Origin of the sequence: Paenibacillus sabuli (genome assembly GCF_014705605.1) — a bacterium.
GTDB classification, from domain to species: Bacteria; Bacillota; Bacilli; order Paenibacillales; family Paenibacillaceae; genus Paenibacillus_D; species Paenibacillus_D sabuli.
In genome coordinates, this window is the sequence record NZ_JACXIZ010000014.1 from 127,613 (window position 1) to 145,182 (window position 17,570).

At 55.9% G+C, this 17,570-nt stretch carries 16 protein-coding genes; all 16 read right to left on the reverse strand.

Annotated elements, in window-relative coordinates; translation table 11 throughout:
• Positions 1 to 485: 485 nt before the first annotated feature.
• Positions 486 to 1,733, reverse strand: coding sequence for a competence/damage-inducible protein A (locus IDH44_RS08425; protein ID WP_190916595.1), 1,248 nt, complete (start codon positions 1,731 to 1,733; stop codon positions 486 to 488).
• Between the two features lie 18 nt (positions 1,734 to 1,751).
• Positions 1,752 to 2,330: a CDP-diacylglycerol--glycerol-3-phosphate 3-phosphatidyltransferase gene (pgsA, locus tag IDH44_RS08430; protein ID WP_190916597.1), complete on the reverse strand. Its 579-nt coding sequence runs from the start codon at positions 2,328 to 2,330 to the stop codon at positions 1,752 to 1,754.
• Positions 2,327 to 3,655 (reverse strand): 30S ribosomal protein S12 methylthiotransferase RimO, encoded by a 1,329-nt coding sequence (gene rimO, locus IDH44_RS08435; RefSeq protein WP_190916599.1) that lies wholly within the window; start codon positions 3,653 to 3,655, stop codon positions 2,327 to 2,329. The genes pgsA and rimO overlap by 4 nt, the downstream gene beginning before the upstream one ends.
• Positions 3,656 to 3,775: 120 nt before the next feature.
• Positions 3,776 to 4,267: a YajQ family cyclic di-GMP-binding protein gene (locus tag IDH44_RS08440; RefSeq protein ID WP_190916601.1), complete on the reverse strand. Its 492-nt coding sequence runs from the start codon at positions 4,265 to 4,267 to the stop codon at positions 3,776 to 3,778.
• A 17-nt stretch (positions 4,268 to 4,284) separates the two neighbouring features.
• Positions 4,285 to 5,187 (reverse strand): helix-turn-helix domain-containing protein, encoded by a 903-nt coding sequence (locus IDH44_RS08445; protein WP_190916602.1) that lies wholly within the window; start codon positions 5,185 to 5,187, stop codon positions 4,285 to 4,287.
• A gap of 18 nt (positions 5,188 to 5,205) precedes the next feature.
• Complete coding sequence (locus tag IDH44_RS08450; protein WP_190916604.1) at positions 5,206 to 5,973, reverse strand: DUF3388 domain-containing protein; 768 nt, start codon at positions 5,971 to 5,973, stop codon at positions 5,206 to 5,208.
• Positions 5,974 to 6,126: 153 nt separating this feature from the next.
• Complete coding sequence (locus IDH44_RS08455; RefSeq protein ID WP_190916606.1) at positions 6,127 to 6,381, reverse strand: DUF3243 domain-containing protein; 255 nt, start codon at positions 6,379 to 6,381, stop codon at positions 6,127 to 6,129.
• A gap of 84 nt (positions 6,382 to 6,465) precedes the next feature.
• Complete coding sequence (ymfI, locus tag IDH44_RS08460; protein ID WP_190916608.1) at positions 6,466 to 7,215, reverse strand: elongation factor P 5-aminopentanone reductase; 750 nt, start codon at positions 7,213 to 7,215, stop codon at positions 6,466 to 6,468.
• Positions 7,212 to 8,501: an EF-P 5-aminopentanol modification-associated protein YfmH gene (yfmH, locus tag IDH44_RS08465; RefSeq protein ID WP_190916610.1), complete on the reverse strand. Its 1,290-nt coding sequence runs from the start codon at positions 8,499 to 8,501 to the stop codon at positions 7,212 to 7,214. Before yfmH ends, ymfI begins: the two co-directional genes overlap by 4 nt.
• Positions 8,488 to 9,783, reverse strand: a complete 1,296-nt coding sequence (yfmF, locus tag IDH44_RS08470; protein ID WP_190916612.1) for an EF-P 5-aminopentanol modification-associated protein YfmF — start codon at positions 9,781 to 9,783, stop codon at positions 8,488 to 8,490. The genes yfmH and yfmF overlap by 14 nt, the downstream gene beginning before the upstream one ends.
• A 138-nt stretch (positions 9,784 to 9,921) precedes the next feature.
• On the reverse strand, positions 9,922 to 10,698 hold the full coding sequence (gene sleB, locus IDH44_RS08475) for a spore cortex-lytic enzyme (protein ID WP_190916614.1): 777 nt from the start codon (positions 10,696 to 10,698) through the stop codon (positions 9,922 to 9,924).
• 127 nt (positions 10,699 to 10,825) lie between these two features.
• Positions 10,826 to 13,456, reverse strand: coding sequence for a DNA translocase FtsK (locus IDH44_RS08480; RefSeq protein ID WP_190916616.1), 2,631 nt, complete (start codon positions 13,454 to 13,456; stop codon positions 10,826 to 10,828).
• Positions 13,457 to 13,521: 65 nt separating this feature from the next.
• Positions 13,522 to 13,767, reverse strand: coding sequence for a YlzJ-like family protein (locus IDH44_RS08485; protein WP_223869483.1), 246 nt, complete (start codon positions 13,765 to 13,767; stop codon positions 13,522 to 13,524).
• Positions 13,767 to 14,474 (reverse strand): ClpP family protease, encoded by a 708-nt coding sequence (locus IDH44_RS08490; protein ID WP_223869484.1) that lies wholly within the window; start codon positions 14,472 to 14,474, stop codon positions 13,767 to 13,769. Before IDH44_RS08490 ends, IDH44_RS08485 begins: the two co-directional genes overlap by 1 nt.
• 150 nt (positions 14,475 to 14,624) lie before the next feature.
• On the reverse strand, positions 14,625 to 16,304 hold the full coding sequence (locus tag IDH44_RS08495; protein ID WP_190916620.1) for a ribonuclease J: 1,680 nt from the start codon (positions 16,302 to 16,304) through the stop codon (positions 14,625 to 14,627).
• A gap of 366 nt (positions 16,305 to 16,670) precedes the next feature.
• The gene (gene dapA, locus IDH44_RS08500; RefSeq protein ID WP_190916622.1) at positions 16,671 to 17,558 is read right to left on the reverse strand and encodes a 4-hydroxy-tetrahydrodipicolinate synthase; all 888 of its coding nucleotides are present in this window, start codon (positions 17,556 to 17,558) and stop codon (positions 16,671 to 16,673) included.
• Between the last annotated feature and the right edge of the window lie 12 nt (positions 17,559 to 17,570).

Genomic DNA, 17,570 nt, shown 5'->3' on the forward strand with positions numbered 1-17,570 from the left:
ATTGATCGAAATAAGCGCGCTGGCAACCGTTAGCTGAGGTTCGTCCGTTTGCCCGCCTGATGGATGAGCTGTCTTTGGTTATTTCGTGAAGGATCCTTAGCGGGCATTTGCACCAGCAAAAGGAACCAAAATTCCCGCTAAGCGTTCCTCATGACCGTTACACGCGAAAGGGAGCCGAAAAACAGCGCTAAGCGGCTCCCATGTCCGTTACAGCGGGGGTGTCGCCTACATCATGATGCGGAACGCGGGGCAACGCGGGCATTCCAGGTGGATCGGCTTACTGCCAAGCCCGTTCCCCTCGGCTAGCTGCTCTACGCTCCTCTTGTTGCTCGGCGGCTTTGCTAGCTGCTTTACGCTCCTCTTGTTGCTCGGCGGCTCCGCTTGCTGCGTCACGCTCCATTACCGGCTCGGCGCTTCGCTTGCTGCTTTACGCCCCGCTACCTGCTCAGCGGCTCCCGTTTCCGCTCGTTGCTTTGCCGGGCTGGTTATCCCTTCAGTGCCAGCCAGAGGCGATAAAAGGCCGCCTTGACCGCGCGCAGGCGGATCGACTCGCGGCCGCCCTCCAGATGGAGCGTAAAGACCTCGGTCTGATGACCGGATTGGGCGATCGCGAGATAGACGAGCCCGACCGGCTTGCCCTCGCTCTCGGAGGGGCCGGCCACGCCGGTCAGCGCGACGCCAAAATCGCTGCCCGCGATATCGCGAATGCGCTCCGCCATCATGATCGCCGTCGATTCGCTGACCGCGCCGGGGGCGCCGGCCCCCTCCAGCTGCGCCATCGGGATGCCCAGCAGCTTGTGCTTCATCGCGTTGGTATAGACCACGACGCTGCCCAGGAACTCGCTGCTGCTGCCCGGTATGCTGGTCGTCAGCTCAGCCAGCAAGCCGCCGCTGAGGCTCTCGGCGGCGGCCATGGTGCGCATCGAATTGCGCAGCAACCGCACGACCGCCTCCTCGATGGCGATATCATCCTGTGCGTATATGAACTCCCCGACCCGCTCCTTAATGGCGTCGACCGTGCGGTCGATCCTCGCCAGCGCTTCAGCTTCGTCGTCCGCCTTGGTGGAGATGCGCAAGGCGACCTCGCCCTCCTTGGCATACGGCGCAATCGTCGGATCGGACTGGCCGTCGATCAGCTCCAGCAGCGCCGCCTCCAGATTGGACTCGCCGATCCCGGCGAAGCGCAGCAGACGCGAATAAATCGGCCTGCGCACATCCAGCCGAGGCGTCAGCCACTGCACGCCCGGCCCGTCGAACATCGGCCGCATCTCGCGCGGCGGCCCGGGCAGCAACATGTAGTGCGTATGCTCGACCGTCAGCGCGTCGCCGATCGCCAGCCCGGTCTCGTTGGGCAGCGGCTCGCTGCCCTCCAGCATGAACGCCTGCTTGCGGTTGCTTTCGACCATCGGCATGCCCCGCGAGGCGAAGAGCGCCTCGATCTTCGCCATGGACGGTCCGTGAATGTCGATCTTCCTGCCCAGCAGATCGGCGAGCGTCTCCTTCGTCAGATCGTCCTGGGTCGGCCCCAGCCCCCCGGTGAACAGCACCAGATCGGCGCGTCCGCTCGCCACGCGGATCGCCTCCCGCAAGCGTGCGGCATTATCGCCGACCACCGTTTGAAAATAGACGTCGATGCCCAGCGTGGCCAGTCGCTGCGACAAAAATTGCGCATTCGTATTGACAATTTGACCGAGCAGCAGCTCCGTGCCGACGGCGATAATTTCGGCTTTCATGCGGGCTCTCCTTTTTCGCTATTCCGCCAGCGGAATCAGGTTTTTATTTTTGACAAAATAGTCCACGCCGGAATAGACCGTAATGAGCGCCGCTACCCAGCTGCAGATCAGATCAAACCGAATATCGACGAACGCGAAAGGAAAATTGTTAAGCAGCAAAACGATGATCATCGTAATTTGAATCCCGGTTTTCCATTTCCCCCATTTGCTCGCCGCCAGTACCGCCCCTTCCAGCAGAGCAACCTGACGCAAGCCCGTCACGGCGAATTCCCTGCTGATAATGACGATTGCGATCAGCGCGTGAACCTTGTCCATCTCAACCAGCGAAATCAGCACGGAGGCGACAAGCAGCTTGTCCGCCAGCGGATCAAGCAGCTTGCCGAGATTGGTAACCAGCTTGTTTTTTCGCGCAATGTAGCCGTCCAGTCCATCCGTGCTGGCCGCCACGATAAAAATCAGGGCCGCTACGATCTGCGTATAGCTGATGGAGAAGCTCTCCACTTCGATCGACCCCAAATCGAGATTGACCAGAAGAAAAAACATAATGACCGGCACCAGAAAAATTCGGGCCATCGTGATGCGATTGGCCAAATTCATGCAATTCCCTCCCCGGTCAGATCAAACTCGTAAGCATGCGTGACGCGCACCCGCTGCACTTCGCCGATCTGCGCAGTGCAATTGGATACGTACACCTCCCCGTCGATCTCCGGCGCATCGTATTGCGAGCGGCCGACATATACGTCGCTGCGGCCGTCGTAACGCTCGAGCAGCACTTCAATTTCACGGCCGACGTACTTGGCCCCGTTGTCCCTGGCCACCTCGCGCTGAATCTCCATCAGCGTATTGGCGCGCCACTGCCGGACCTCGTCCGGCACATGATCGGGCAGCCGGGAGGCCGGCGTATCCTCTTCGGTCGAGTAGGCAAACACGCCGAGCCGGTCAAATCGGATGTCACGCACAAAGTCGCACAGCCGCTGGAAATCCTCCTCCGTCTCTCCGGGAAAGCCGACAATAATGGACGTCCGGAGCGCCGCCTCCGGAATACGCGCGCGAATCTTGGCGATCAGCTCGCGGGCATCGCGCTGGCGTCCCGGACGGCGCATCCGCTTCAGGATGGCATCCTCGCTATGCTGCAGCGGCATATCAATGTACTTGCACACCTTCGGGTTGGAGGCGATCGTCTCCAGCAATTCATCCGTGAAGAAGCCAGGATACGCATAGTGCAGTCTTACCCAGGCGATCCCTTCTACCTCGCTCACCTGGTTCAGCAGCTCAGGCAGCATGAAGCGATCATACCGATCAGTTCCGTAGTTGGTGGAGTCCTGCGCGATCAGACTGACTTCGCGCACACCTTGCGCAGCGAGCTGCGTCGCCTCGGCCACGATCGATTCCACGGAGCGGCTGCGGAACTTGCCGCGCATAATCGGGATGCTACAAAACGTGCACGCATTGTCGCAGCCTTCGGCAATCTTGATATATGCGGTATGGCGAGGCGTCGTCACTAGCCGCGGCATCGCCTGCTCGTAGTCAAAAACAGGGTTGCCGATCTTGACCGGCTTTTTGCCGCGCAACGCTTCGTCGACGATGTCGTTGATGTGGTGAAAATCGCCGGTGCCGACAATGCCGTCAATCTCGGGCATCTCTTGCATGAGCTGCTCCTTGTACCGCTGCGTCAGACATCCTGACACGATCAATGCCTTCAGCCGTGCCGACTCCTTGAGCTCCGCAAGCTCCAAAATCGTGTTGACCGACTCTTCCTTCGCCGCATCGATGAACCCGCACGTATTCACAATGATAACGGTTGCGTCCTCCGGCTCGTCCACGAGCGCGTAGCCTCTGCCGTGAATCAGTCCGGACATAATTTCGGAGTCGACGAGATTTTTCTCGCACCCCAGCGTAACTACCTTGACCCGTTCAGTCATTCCAGTTTCCTCCAGCCCTCTCAACCAGTCTTGCTATTTTACCAAAGTATAAACTATCCTTCACAAGCGTGTCAAAAACCCCTCGCACAGGGGAAAACCGCGCTGCGCAAGGGGTCGGATCTAGCGGTAATTGACAAATTGGAGCTCGATCGGCAAGTCGGCCTCGCGCAGCAAGCGAATCACCGCCTGCAAATCGTCGCGGTTTTTTCCGGTGACCCGCAGCTGGTCGCCCTGCACCTGACTCTTGACCTTAAGCTTGGCATCGCGAATCAGGATGTTGATTTTGCGGGCATGCTCCTGGTCGATGCCCTGCTTCAGCTTGATGCGCTGCCGCACCGCACCGCCGGAGGCGGGCTCGACCTTGCCGTAATCCAGATTTTTGATGGGAACGCCGCGCTTCACCATTTTGGACTGCAGGATGTCGAGGACGTTTTTCAGCTTGTGCTCGTCGTCCGAAGCAACAAGCAGATCTTCTTTGTCGATCTCGATTTTGCTTTTGCTGCCTTTGAAATCAAAACGCGTCTCGATCTCGCGTTCGGCTTGATCGACCGCATTGCCAAGCTCCTGCATGTCAACCTTGGATACAATATCAAACGAGCTTTCCGAAGCCATACGCACGTTTCCTTTCTTTATTGAGCGTCAGCCGCTTCGCCTTCCGTTGGCTCTACGACGTTGATCTGAAACTTATCCGAATTGGGCTCGTTGCTGTCCTCCAGCAAAATGCCGTCCACGCGAATCTCGACGTTGTCGGCGCGCCCCACATTGATGTACACATTGCCTTCAATTTCATACGTAAAATCGGTTCCGCCCGGGTCGGTGCTGGAGTGCACGTTTTCGCCGTTGCGGTCCGTTTTGCGGATGTTGTTCCACGAGCCGCTGCCCGTGACTTTGAGCTCGTAGGTATGCACCCCGCCCGGACTGAGCTCGTAGAGATCGGTAGCGCCCGAGCTCTCGATGAGCGTGAGCGTCGTCTCCGGCATCTCCGGCTCTTGCTGCTCCGGTTCTTGCCCCGGGCCCTCGTTGCCGCCATCGCCCGGCGCAGCGTTGTCGGGTGTGTCGGGCGGGTTATTGTCCGCTAGCGGTGGCTGATTGTTCTCTACGATGTTCGTCGTGTCGTCGACCAGGTTCGAGCCGTCGTCGGGACGATTAATGGCATACATATAAATAATCACAATGATTAAAATCAGGAAGCACCACATCAGCAGCGTAAAGCCCCACTTGCTCCAACGGTCGGAAATGCGCGAAGAGCCGTTCGTACGCGGCTTCATCATCGGTTCGACCACCGGTTCGCCGGCCGGCGATGGAATTTCCTTATTGTACAAGCGGAGCACTTCCTCGGAGTCGAGGCCGACCGTCTCCGCGTAATTTTTGACGAACGCCCGCACATAGAACGTTCCCGGAAGAACCTTGTAATTGCCTTCTTCGATCGCTTCCAGATATCGTTTGCGTATTTTGGTCAAGTCCTGGATGTCCTCGAGCGACAAGCCTTTTTCCTCGCGCGCTTTTTTCAACAACTCACCCAAATCGGACATGGTTTCACCTCCCTCGTGCTAAAATTCATGATAGCCGGTAAACGATTCATACGAGATTTCTTCATCCGGCGTATTGCGCAGCTCGATAATGCAATCAAAGGCGCTGTAATCATAGTGCGATTCTTTGATGAAAATATCCGGATGCTCGATGACCTTTGTCGAAGGCATGGCCATAATATTTTGAAGAAGCTGATGATGCCGTTCGTTGGAGCGGATGGTGCTCACAATGCCGTCAATAATAAAGATGTTATTGGGACTCATCTCTTCCTCGGAAAGCTGACTGCGCACCGTCTGCCGAAGAAGAGTCGAGGATACGAAGGTCCATCGCTTGTTGGAACATACGCTGCCGGCGATGATCGACTCCGTCTTGCCTACGCGGGGCATGCCCCGCAGGCCGACGACTTGGTTACCTTCCCGTTTGAACACCTCTCCCAAAAAATCGACGAGCAAACCGAGCTCTTCCCGCGTGAAACGAAATGTCTTTTTATCATCTGAATCGCGTTCGATATACCGACCATGACGCACAGCCAAAATATCCACCAATTTTGGGGGACGCAATGCATTTAATGTAATGTTGTCTACCTTGCGCAGCATTTTTCCGAGCAGTTCGATACGTTCATCGTCATTGGTTTGCAAAAGCATGCCGCGCGTGCGGTCTTCTACGCCGTTGATGGTAATAATATTGACTTCAAGCATGCCAAGCAGGGAAGCGATATCGCCCAGCAGCCCTGGCCGATTCTTATGTATTTTGTACTCCATGTACCATTGCTTATATTTGGGTTCCATGCAACACCTCATTAAAATGTCGGTAACTGTTTCACAATAAATTAAATTCTACAATTTTCGTCATTCTCCTGCACAAGCAGCAGAAAACATTTAAGAAACCTTTTTAAATGGATTTGCAGAAAAGCCTCCAGCTGGGAGGCTTTTCTGCACCGATTAGTTCGAATGCTTGACCAGCTTGACCATCAGATGCGCGAGCGTCTGGCGCTCCGTTTCATCCGCTACGTCCCACAGCTCTTTCAGCGCACGCTCTTCCGCATTTTGCGGATCGACTTTTTGCCCGAGAAACCCACCGATTTCGTAGGCCAGCTTGGCGATCGTCTCCTCGGTCAGACCGATTTTCTCCGCTTGCTTCACGCGATCTGCCAAAAAATGCTTCCACGTATCAAAATTCGTAAGGACGGTTGACATGGCCTTTCGCCTCCTTGTTTTTTGAAAAAGGATTGGTCAACAGTCCTTATTGTTCGCGCGAGTGGGCGAGATTATTCAAAAAGCTCAGGTCAGCCAACCCCCGTTGGGGCTGATGATCTGCCCCGTGATATAGCTCGACTCGGGCAAGGCCAAAAAATAAACCAGCGAAGCAATTTCATCCGGATGCGCGAGCCGGCCGGCCGGGATGGATTCCGCCAACGCCGTTACCTCCTCGTCGGCGAGCTGTGCGTTCATTGTCGTATCCACCGCTCCCGGCGCTACCGCGTTCACCGTAATGCCCGAGGGGGCCAGCTCTTTTGCCAGCGCCTTTGTAAAAGCGTTCATGCCGCCCTTTGTAGTGGAATACAACACCTCGCATGAAGCGCCCGAGAGGCCCCACACGGACGAGACATTAATGATACGGCCATATTTGCGAGCCAGCATTTCCGGCAAAAAAAGCTGCGAACATAGAAACATACCCTTTAGATTAACCGCCATTACATCGTCCCAAACAGCTTCGGTGACGTCCGAAAGCAGTCCGAAATGGGCAATGCCGGCATTATTGACCACGATATCCGGCAGCATGCCCGATTGCTGAAGCTTCTCCTTCATTCGCTTAAGCTGCTCGCTCGAGCGAAGGTCCGCACTGACGGTGATAACAGTGGGCGAGCCGGCCCGCAAGCACAGCCGAGCCGTTTCGTTCGCCGCTTCGTGCTGCTCCAGATAATGAATGGCAATGTTCATGCCTTCCGAAGCGAACCGCATCGCGATTGCAGCACCGATGCCGCGGCTCGCACCGGTGACGAGCACATTCATTTCGTTCAGCGGCTTCATGCGTCGCTTCCTTTGCTGACAATCGAGATTGCGAGCTGTTGCGGATCAAAATGAAGACGCGCCCTCTCTTCGGCTTCCGCAATCGATACCTGCTCCAGCAGCTGCAACTGTTCAAACAAATCGCCGCCGCGAAACTTATGCCGCGTAAACTCATTGGCAATGGCCTCGGGCGAGTTGAGCAGCCGCAAATAACTGCCGATACGCTTGCGCCGCGTGCGCTCAAAGGCCTGTTGGTCCAATCCGTCACGCGCATGCTGTTCAAGAGCGGCGGTGACGCGCCGCAGCAGTTCGTCCGGGTCGCGCGTATCGCCGCCAATAATGGAAAAGCCATAGTGCAAACTGGAATTAAATTCGTATCCGAAGCCGTCTGAAATGAGGCGCTCATCGTAAAGCTCCTGGTACAGGCGCGAGCTCGGACCAAGCAGCGTATCGAGCAGCAGCTTCGTTACCACGTCCCTGCGCTGCAATTGCATGCTGTCTTTCACTGCCTGTTTGTCTTTATAGCCAAACAAGCACTTGGGCAACGAAACGGGCAGGATTGCTTCCACTTTCGCCTCACCCACCGCAGCAGGCTCTTCCTCGCGCTTCAGCTCGAGCGTCGTCTGCGGGGCAAACGTCTTGCTTTGCTGATTGCTCCGAACCAGCTCGGCCAACTGCTTGTGGTCGAAGCCGCCGACTACAAACAAGAGCATGTTGGACGGATGGTAAAACGTTTCGTAGCACGTGTACAGGTCTTCTTTTGTAATGGCGCGAATCGATTCAACCGATCCCGCAATATCAATGCGAACCGAATTTTTTTGGTACATGGCGCCGATAAGATTGGTATAGACCCGCCAATCGGGATTGTCCTTGTACATGTTGATTTCCTGCTCGATAATGCCTTTTTCCTTGTCCACGTTCGCATCGGTAAAGTAAGGATGCTGGACAAAATCAAGCAAGGTGGTGACATTCTCTTCAAGCTGGCCCGTAGCCGAAAATAAGTAGGCTGTGCGGTCAAAGCTCGTAAACGCATTAGCCGCCGCGCCCTGAGAGGCAAACGTCGCAAAAATATCGCCGCTGGGCTCTTCGAACATTTTATGCTCCAAAAAATGCGCGATGCCGTCGAGCGCTTTGACCTCTTTACTGCCGTCTGCCACGAACCAATTGTCCACGGATCCGAACTTGGTCGTGAAGGTCGCGTATGTTTTTTGGAAGCCGGGCTTAGGCAGCAGATAGACCTGCAGCCCGTTCGGGAGTGTCTCATGGTAGAGCGTTTCCTTAATGCGCGGGTAATCAAGCTTTTGCATGGCCGCCCTGCGCCTCCTTCCGGTTTCGCAAGAAGTATATCGTATCGAGCTCTACCTTGCTTGCCGCTTGCACGATATCCGATGGACTGACCGCTTCGATCTCGGCGATGAGCGCCTCTGCGGTTCGGTTCCGTCCGGAAAGCACGGTATTAAAGTCAAATGCAATCGTCTCAAAGGCGGAATCCTGGGATTCGCGCAATTGTCCGGTGAGCATCGCTTTGGTCTGGGCGACCTCCAGCTCGGAGAGATTGCCTTGGCGCATCGCTTCCAACTGCTGCTGAATGATAGCCGAGGCTTGGTCGTAATTTTGAAATTCAATGCCGGATTGAATGGTGCACAGCCCCTTATGTCCATCCAGGCGAGAAGCGGCATAGTACGCAAGCGATGCTTTTTCCCGGACATTCAAAAACAGTTTGGAGTGCGCATATCCGCCGAGGATGCCGTTGTACATCAGCATCGCTGGATAATCATCGTCGGCGTAGTGCGTATGGGTTCGCAGCCCCATGTTCAACTTGCCTTGCGCGACATCCATTTCTTCCACGATTGATTTAGGCGCTTTGCCGGCCGACTCGAGCTGCGGAAAGGCATAGCGACCGGGCTGACCCTCTCCTGCGCCAAAAGCTTTTGCCGCAAGCGCTTGGACTTGCTCCAGCGTCGTATCGCCCACGACATACAAATCAAAGCACGCTTCGCCGAGCCACTTGCGATAAGCCGCATACAGGCTCGCCGAATCCAGCGCGTCCAAATCCTTTCGCTGTCCTAACGGATGAAGCCGGTATGGCTCGTCTTTGCACATTTCCTCCAGGCACCGTTCGGCGGCATAGCGCATTTTGTCGTTGATGATCGCTTCCAGCTTTTTTTGGAGGGTGTTTTTTTCGGCATCGACGTATTTGTCCAAAAAATAGCCGCGCTTGTCGCGCGCGGGATCGGTCGTTACTTCGCCCAACAGCTCCAGCGCTGCCGAGAGCAAGGACGCCTGCGAAGAAACGAACTGGTCGTGAATGACATCAAGACGAAATTGCACGATTTGCGCGTCTCCACGCTTGTATACATCAAATCCGAAGCCCGCGCCGTACATCTCATCCAAACGTTCGCGAAACGCGATCGTTTCTGGCGTGCGAGCGGTGCCGCGGCGCAAAACGAACGGTGTCAGCGCGGTGGCAGTCACCGTATTTTCATCCAGCGGGATACCGGCATATAGGGATACGGCAAACGTTTTAAAGCGTTTGGTCGGCCACACGTGAAGCCTGATTCTGCCCACTTCGCCTCGTTCAAAGGTCACTTGCGATAGCTCCTTCCGTCGCTTCGTTTATCGCCATTCTATTCCTGCTAATTCATTCCTATACCATTCTAACCCATCGGAAAAGGAAGAAGCAACCCGCGACAAACAGCGAGCTGCCCGGGTTGCTTGATGGATGCATCACATGCAAAAAATGTGCTTGCCGATCGTTTTCACCTGCGGGCGCGTCCAGATCCATTTCGAGGTGGCGGTCTCCGGATTAAAATAATAGAGACAGCCGCCGGACGGGTCCCAGCCGCCAAGCGCATCCTGTACCGCTTTGCGCGCCGTTTCGTTCGGCTCCAGCCAAATCTGGCCGTCTGCAACCGCGGTAAAGGCAAGCGGTTCGAAAATGACGCCCGACACGGTGTTCGGGAAGCTTTCCGATTTCACACGGTTGATAATAACAGCCGCTACGGCCACCTGACCCTCGTAAGGTTCGCCGCGCGCTTCTCCATATACGGCGTTGGCCATCAGCTTCAGATCGTTTTCGGACAATCCGAGCCGATTGGACTTGGCCAGATTGCCGTTGCCGCCGCCGGAGCCGGCGCTGCCGCCGGAGCCCGCGCCGCCGGACCCTGCGCCTGCGGAAGGCTTCCAATTTTTCGTCGCCTCCCAAAGCTTCAGCTTTGTTTTGGCCCCCACTATGCCGTCGGACTTCAGTCCGAACTTCCACTGGAACCAGGTGACGGCGTTTTTCGTCTGACGTCCGAATTGACCGTCGATGCCACCGCCGTAATAGCCCAAAAATTTCAGTCGGCCTTGCAGCTCGTATACATCCTGACCGGAAGCGCCCTCGGTCAAGGTTGCTTTGCTGAACGTTGGCTCAGCGGCGTCGTTCCACGTCTGCTTGAGCGAAAATCCGCCAAACAGCACACTTACGATGATCGCTGTCACGATGACTAATCGAATTCTCATGCTGTGGTCTCAGCCCTTCTCTTGCTTAGTCGCCCGCTCCTCGCGGATGGTGCTGAACCTAGTATGAGATTCGAACGAAGCTTCTATGCATTTAAGCCCTGCGCTTCCTGAGCGATCCATACGACCGTCAAGACGGAATCTTGCCGGCCTGATACTGCTCCAGCGTCGTCAACACTTCACGCGGCTTGCTGCCCTCGTACGGCCCGACGATTGATCTGGCTTCCATCTGATCGATCAGCCTCGCCGCTCGCGTATAACCGACACGCATACGCCGCTGCAAGAGTGACACGGACGCCTGCTTCGCCTCCAGTACGATCTGCACCGCCTGATCGAACAACTCGTCGACGTCGTCCTGCGGCGCGGCGGCCATATCGTCGACCTCGGGCACCAGATCTTCCTTGTAGTCGGCGTCGGCTTGGCTGCGAGTGAATTCCACGACCGATTCGACTTCCTGATCGGACAAAAATGCGCCCTGCACACGGATCGGCTTGGACATGCCGACCGGGAGGAACAGCATGTCCCCGCGCCCGAGCAGCTTCTCGGCTCCGACCATGTCCAGAATAGTGCGCGAATCGACTTGGGAGGATACGCCAAACGCAATCCGCGACGGAATGTTCGCTTTGATCACGCCGGTAATGACGTCGACCGAAGGACGCTGCGTCGCAATGATCAGATGAATGCCGGCAGCCCGCGCCATCTGCGCCAGCCTCGTAATCGCATCCTCGACGTCGCCGGCGGCGACCATCATCAGGTCGGCGAGCTCGTCGACAATGACGACGATGTAGGGAAGAACGGCGGCCGGGTTATCCTTCATCAAGCCGTTATAGCCTTCGATATTCCGCGTGCCGGATTTAGAGAAAAGCTCGTAGCGTTTTTCCATTTCCACGACGATTTTTTTCAGCGCAAGCGATGCACGGCGCGGATCCGTCACCACTGGCGCCAGCAGATGCGGGATGCCGTTGTACACATTGAGCTCTACCATTTTCGGATCGATCATCAGGAAACGAACCTCTTCCGGCGTCGCTTTGTACAGCACACTCGTAATGATGCCGTTGATGCACACCGACTTGCCCGACCCGGTAGCGCCGGCGACCAATAAATGCGGCATCCGCGCAAGATTGCCTACGATCGGTTGACCCGAAATGTCGCGTCCGAATGCAATCGAAAGCTTGGAGGGGGCATGCTGAAATGCCGTCGTCTCCATCACCTCCCGCATCGTCACCATCGACACCTCGATATTGGGCACCTCGATCCCGATGGCCGACTTGCCGGGAATTGGCGCTTCCATCCGGATGTCCTTGGCCGCCAAGGCAAGCGCAATATCGTCGGTCAGGCCGACGATTCGGCTTACTTTGACGCCCGAAGCCGGCTGCACCTCATAACGGGTGACGGCAGGCCCCTGCACCACATCCAGCACCTTGGCGCGTACGCCAAAGCTTTCAAGCGTGGCCTCCAGCTTGCGGCGCGCGTCCGCCGCGTCGGTCCCGCCGCTCCTGCCGCCTCCCTGCGGCTTGGCGAGCAGCGCCAGCGAAGGAAGGCGGTAAGGCTTCGGTAAAGGGGCTTGATCGGGCGTCCCAGCTTGAACGTCATCAAGTCCGGACGGCTCGCCGCTCTCCAGCGCCGGCGAATCCGACGCGGGATCGCGCGGCTCCTCGCGTACGAGCGAGGACGGTTCACCTGCGCCCATTTGCTCGTCGTACGCCTGCTCCGGCGTCTCGTCCGACAGGCCGCTGGCGCCCCCGTTCTCAGGCCAAGCGGACAGCTCTTCGCTATACGCCGTCCCCGCCGAGGGATCTGCCGGTTCATCTTGACGATCGTAAAGGGCATTTTCCCCGCTTGGCTCAGGCTCGCCGTAATAGACCGATGATTCCAGGTGCTCGTCCTGCGCTTCCTGCTCGGAATTGGGCGCGACGGCAGGATCGCGACCGTTCGCGCGTTTCGTCTTTTCTTGCAGCCAAGCAAAAAAATGCGGCTTTTGGGGTGCGGCGGCAGGCTCCGCATCCTGGTCCGATACGTCGTCGTAATCGAAATCCTGATGATCCTCCTTGTCGAGCGCGTTCCCGCTCTTGCCGGCGGAACCCGATGAAGAGGCCGATTTAACGGCGGAGGCAACCGGCTTGCGCGAGCTGGCCAGCTTATGACGGAGCAGCACCAGCATCCGGGTGCCCCGTTTTCGAAGCGTTCTGCCGAGCTCGACATAAGATTTGCCGGTAATCAGCATAAGGGCAATTGCAAACATGACAATCAAAATAAATTTCGAACCGACAAGGCCGAACAGCATATACAAAACAGAATATTGGAGCGCACCCAAATAGCCACCGCTGATCGCCTTGGCCATCATGCCCGAGCTCGTCGATTCCGTACCGAGCAGCTCGCTGCGGATATCGGTCCCCAGCTGCAGTAGAATGGTGCGGGATGACACCTCGAGCTCGTCCATCGCCCCAAGCTTCAGATCGATCTCGGCAATCGCGCTCATCAACGTCAGCGCGCATACGAGCAGCACAAGGCCGGACTTGCGGTTGGACCAGTTGCGCGGCCAAGCTCGCTTGACCATGACCGCCAATCCGACTGCAATTCCGACCAGCGCCAGCACAAAATAAAACTTGCCCAGTATTAAGCCGAACAGCTTGGATAATGCACGTCCGACCGTCGCTTCGCCCGAGAGCGCGATGACCGAAATGGTAATCAGCAGAATACCATACACTTCATATTTTAAGCTTGTCGCGACCGATTTCTTTTTTCGTTTTCGCTTTGCCAATCCTGTCACCTCTTTGGTAAAACATTATACCATAGAAGGACAAATGTTCCTATCAATCAAGGCGCTCAAGGCAAAACAGAGCGCAAGCCGCCCTCTGAAGGCGCGGCAAACAGAATCGGACTGCCCGGCGTCAATTCGGGGCGCAAATAATCGTTCAATCCGGCTTCGATCAAGCGCACGATTCGTCCGACTCCCGGGGCCAGCGGCTCCACCTGCATCGTGATCCCGCCTTGCGAAATCATAATGGATCGATCCTGCTGGTTCTCCAGACCGTCAAGCACCTGTTCCAGCGGCATGGTCGTGTACAGCATTATTGAATGCGCCCCCCCGCTTGGCCGAGCCGGTATTGGTCGATGCGACGATTCAACTCCGCGATCGCGTCCCCGATGCCTCCTACGGCATCGATCAACCCGTTTGCCACCGCATCCGGTCCGATGACGGTAGTGCCGATATCGCGAGTCAGTTCCCCCGTCTTAAACATAAGCGCTTTAAATACTTGCTCGCTGATCCCAGAGTGCGAAGTGACAAAACGGACGACGCGTTCCTGCATCTTGTCCAGGTATTCGAACGATTGCGGCACGTTGATCACCAGCCCGTTCAGACGGACAGGATGAATCGTCATGGTCGCGGTCTCGGCTATGAAGGAATGATCCCCTGCCACCGCGATCGGCACGCCGATGGAGTGCCCTCCGCCAAGCACAAGCGTCACCGTAGGCTTGGACACGGAGGAGATCATTTCCGCAATCGCAAGGCCGGCTTCGACATCCCCGCCGACCGTGTTGAGTACAATTAATACGCCCTCAATCTTCGAATTCTGTTCCGCCGCAACCAGTTGCGGGATAAGATGCTCGTATTTGGTCGTTTTGTTTTGCGGCGGCAACACCATATGTCCCTCGATTTGGCCAATGATGGTCATACAGAACAAATTCGATTCCAGCACCGGCGCCGTCGTTTGACCCAGCTGTTGAATCGTGTTCACCACGGCATCGGCTTTTTTGGGTTCCTCGACCTGCGGCATCGGTTGCTCCTGGTTGCTGAATAAATTGCCTGTCATGCGCTACAGCCCCTTCCTGCTTCTCTTCGCATTCACCGTAGTATCCGGCTATTGCACGGCAAATTATGCGCAAAAAAGGACTCTGTCTCCAGAGTCCTTAAAAGGGTAAGGTGCTTAAACTTCCATAATAATCGGCAAAATCATCGGACGGCGGCGCGTCTGCTCGTACAAGAAACGGCCGAGCGCGTCTTTTACATTCGTCTTCAACGACGCCCATTCGTTGACCTTGTCGTTCATCAGCTTGTGCAGCGTCGAAGTGACGATGCGGTTGGCCTCTTCCAGCAGACCTTCCGACTCCCGCACGTACACAAAGCCGCGCGAAATAATGTCAGGTCCGGACAAAATCTTGCCGTCCTGTTTGCCTAGCGTCACGACGACCACCAAAATGCCGTCTTGGGAAAGCAGCTTGCGGTCACGAAGGACAATGTTGCCGACATCGCCGACGCCAAGGCCGTCGATGAGGACGTTGCCGGCCTGCACCTTGTTGCCTTTGCGAGCGTTGCCGCCTTGGAATTCAACCGTATCGCCGTTGTCCATCAGGAAAATATTTTCCTTTTCGACGCCAATCGCTTCGCCCAGCTTTCCATGCTGGCGCAGCATCCGATACTCGCCGTGAATCGGCACGAAATATTTGGGTTTAATCAAATTAAGCATCAGCTTGAGTTCCTCTTGGCTGCCATGACCGGAAACGTGAACGCCGGATACGGATCCCGGACCGTAAATCACGTTGGCGCCCAGACGGAACAATTCGTCGACGGTGCGGCCGACATACTTTTCGTTGCCGGGGATAGGCGTCGCGGCAATAATCACCGTATCTCCCGGTAAAATATCCACCTTGCGATGCGTAGAACGCGCCATTCGCGTCAAGGCGGACATCGGCTCGCCCTGGCTGCCGGTAGACAGAACCACGACGCGATCTGCGGCCATTTTGTTCACTTCATCGGGCTCGATGAGCATGCCTTCCGGAATGTTCAGATAGCCCAGTTCCGATGCGATATTGACCACATTGACCATGCTGCGGCCGATGACGGCGATTTTGCGACGGGTTGTCATCGCAGCATTGATGACTTGCTGAATGCGATGCACGTTGGAAGCAAAAGTCGCGACAATTACGCGTTGCGTCGCTTTGCGGAAAATATCCTCAAACTCGCCGCCGATATTGCTCTCGGACGGGGTAAATCCCGGACGTTCGGCGTTCGTGCTATCGGACAGCAGCACGAGTACGCCTCGGCTGCCAATCTGAGCGATCTGCTGCAGGTCGGCGTATTGATCGTTAACAGGCGTATGGTCGAACTTGAAGTCCCCGGTATGCACCACAATGCCTTCCGGCGTATCGAGGCACACCCCGACCGAATCGGGAATACTGTGATTCGTTTTGAAAAAGCTGGCTTTGATTGAACCGAGTTGCACTTCGGATTCAGCGTTAATCAATATGCGCTTCGTCTCGCCCAGCAGTCCGGCTTCCTTCAACTTGCCCTCAATGAGACCAAGGGTCAGCTTGGTTGCGTATACCGGTACGTTCAGATGACGCAGCACATACGGCAATCCGCCAATATGATCCTCGTGTCCGTGCGTGATGAGAATGCCTCTCACCTTGTCTCGATTTTCCGTCAAATACGAGATATCCGGAATGACGATATCGATTCCGAGCATGTCCTCTTCCGGAAATTTCAATCCCGAATCGACGACGACGATGTCGTTTGCATGCTGGACCACATACATGTTCTTACCAATTTCCCCTAGTCCGCCCAATGCAAAGACAGTTAGCTTATCCTGGTTGTTCTTCTTTGACAAGTGAATCTATACCTCCTAGTTATTGTACAACGTCGATCCTTAACGTTATTCAATTTTCAAATTGCTTGCCGCACCCAGTCACTTGCTATTATTATACATGATCGAAAGATCAAAACACAAGTCAGTCTAATGACACCTTTTTTGCGGAAAAGACCTACGTAGAACAAAAACACTTCAAATCCTGGTATTTTGGCAGAAAATAAACAAGGCGAACCGGCTACCGCCGTCCTTTGGCTGCGCAAATCCGTTCCGAGAATATAGCGGCCGTTTATAAGCCTGAACTTATAATTTCTTATATTTTAAAAACCCGGCGCGAAGCGCCGGGTTTCCGTTATCATTTATGCACTGCCGACGAATACACCGGGCTCAGCCGTTCAGCGAGGTCAGACGCGATGCCAGATAGGCGGCTTCGCTGTCCGTCAAGCCGACCAAAGGGAGCCTTACGCCGCCGACGGGGACGCCGCACAAGGCAAGCGCGTGCTTGACCGGGACCGGATTCGGAACCGGGTGCGGGCAATCGAACAGGCTCTTGATTACCACGCTCAGGTCGCAATGCATGCGACTTGCTTCCTGGAGGCGGCCGGACACGAATGCTTCGATCATTTGCTTCATTTGCTTGCCGACGATGTGACTCGCCACACTGACGACGCCGCGGCCGCCGATTGACATAATCGGGAGCGTATCGCTATCGTCGCCGCTGTACACGTCGAAGCCTTCCGGCGCGTCGCGAATAATTTCCGTCAATTGATCCAGCGAGCCGCAATCTTTTGTCGCAACGACATTGGGCAGATCGGCCAGGCGCAGCGTCGTCTGCGAACTGATATTCACACTCGTTCGCGATGGTACATTATAGAGCATGATCGGCAGCTTGGTCGCTTCCGCGGTCAGCTTGAGGTGCTGATACAGCCCCTCTTGACTGGGCCGACTATAATAAGGAGCCACGAGCAGAATGGCATCGACGCCTGTTCCCTCGGCTTCATGTGTCAAATGGATGGAATGGGCCGTATTGTTGCTGCCCGTGCCCGCAATAATTTTGCAACGTCCCTTTGCTTGCTTCACGGCAAAACGGAACAGCTCCAGCTTTTCGGCATCCGAGAGCGTAGGCGATTCGCCGGTCGTGCCTGCAATAACCAGGCTGTCGCTTAGCTGCTCCTCAATTAAATAGTCGATCAGCCGCTCGGCGGCCTCCCAGTCAATCTTACCGCCTGCATCAAAGGGGGTTACCATTGCGGTCACCAGTCTTCCAAAATCCATTATGACTCCTCC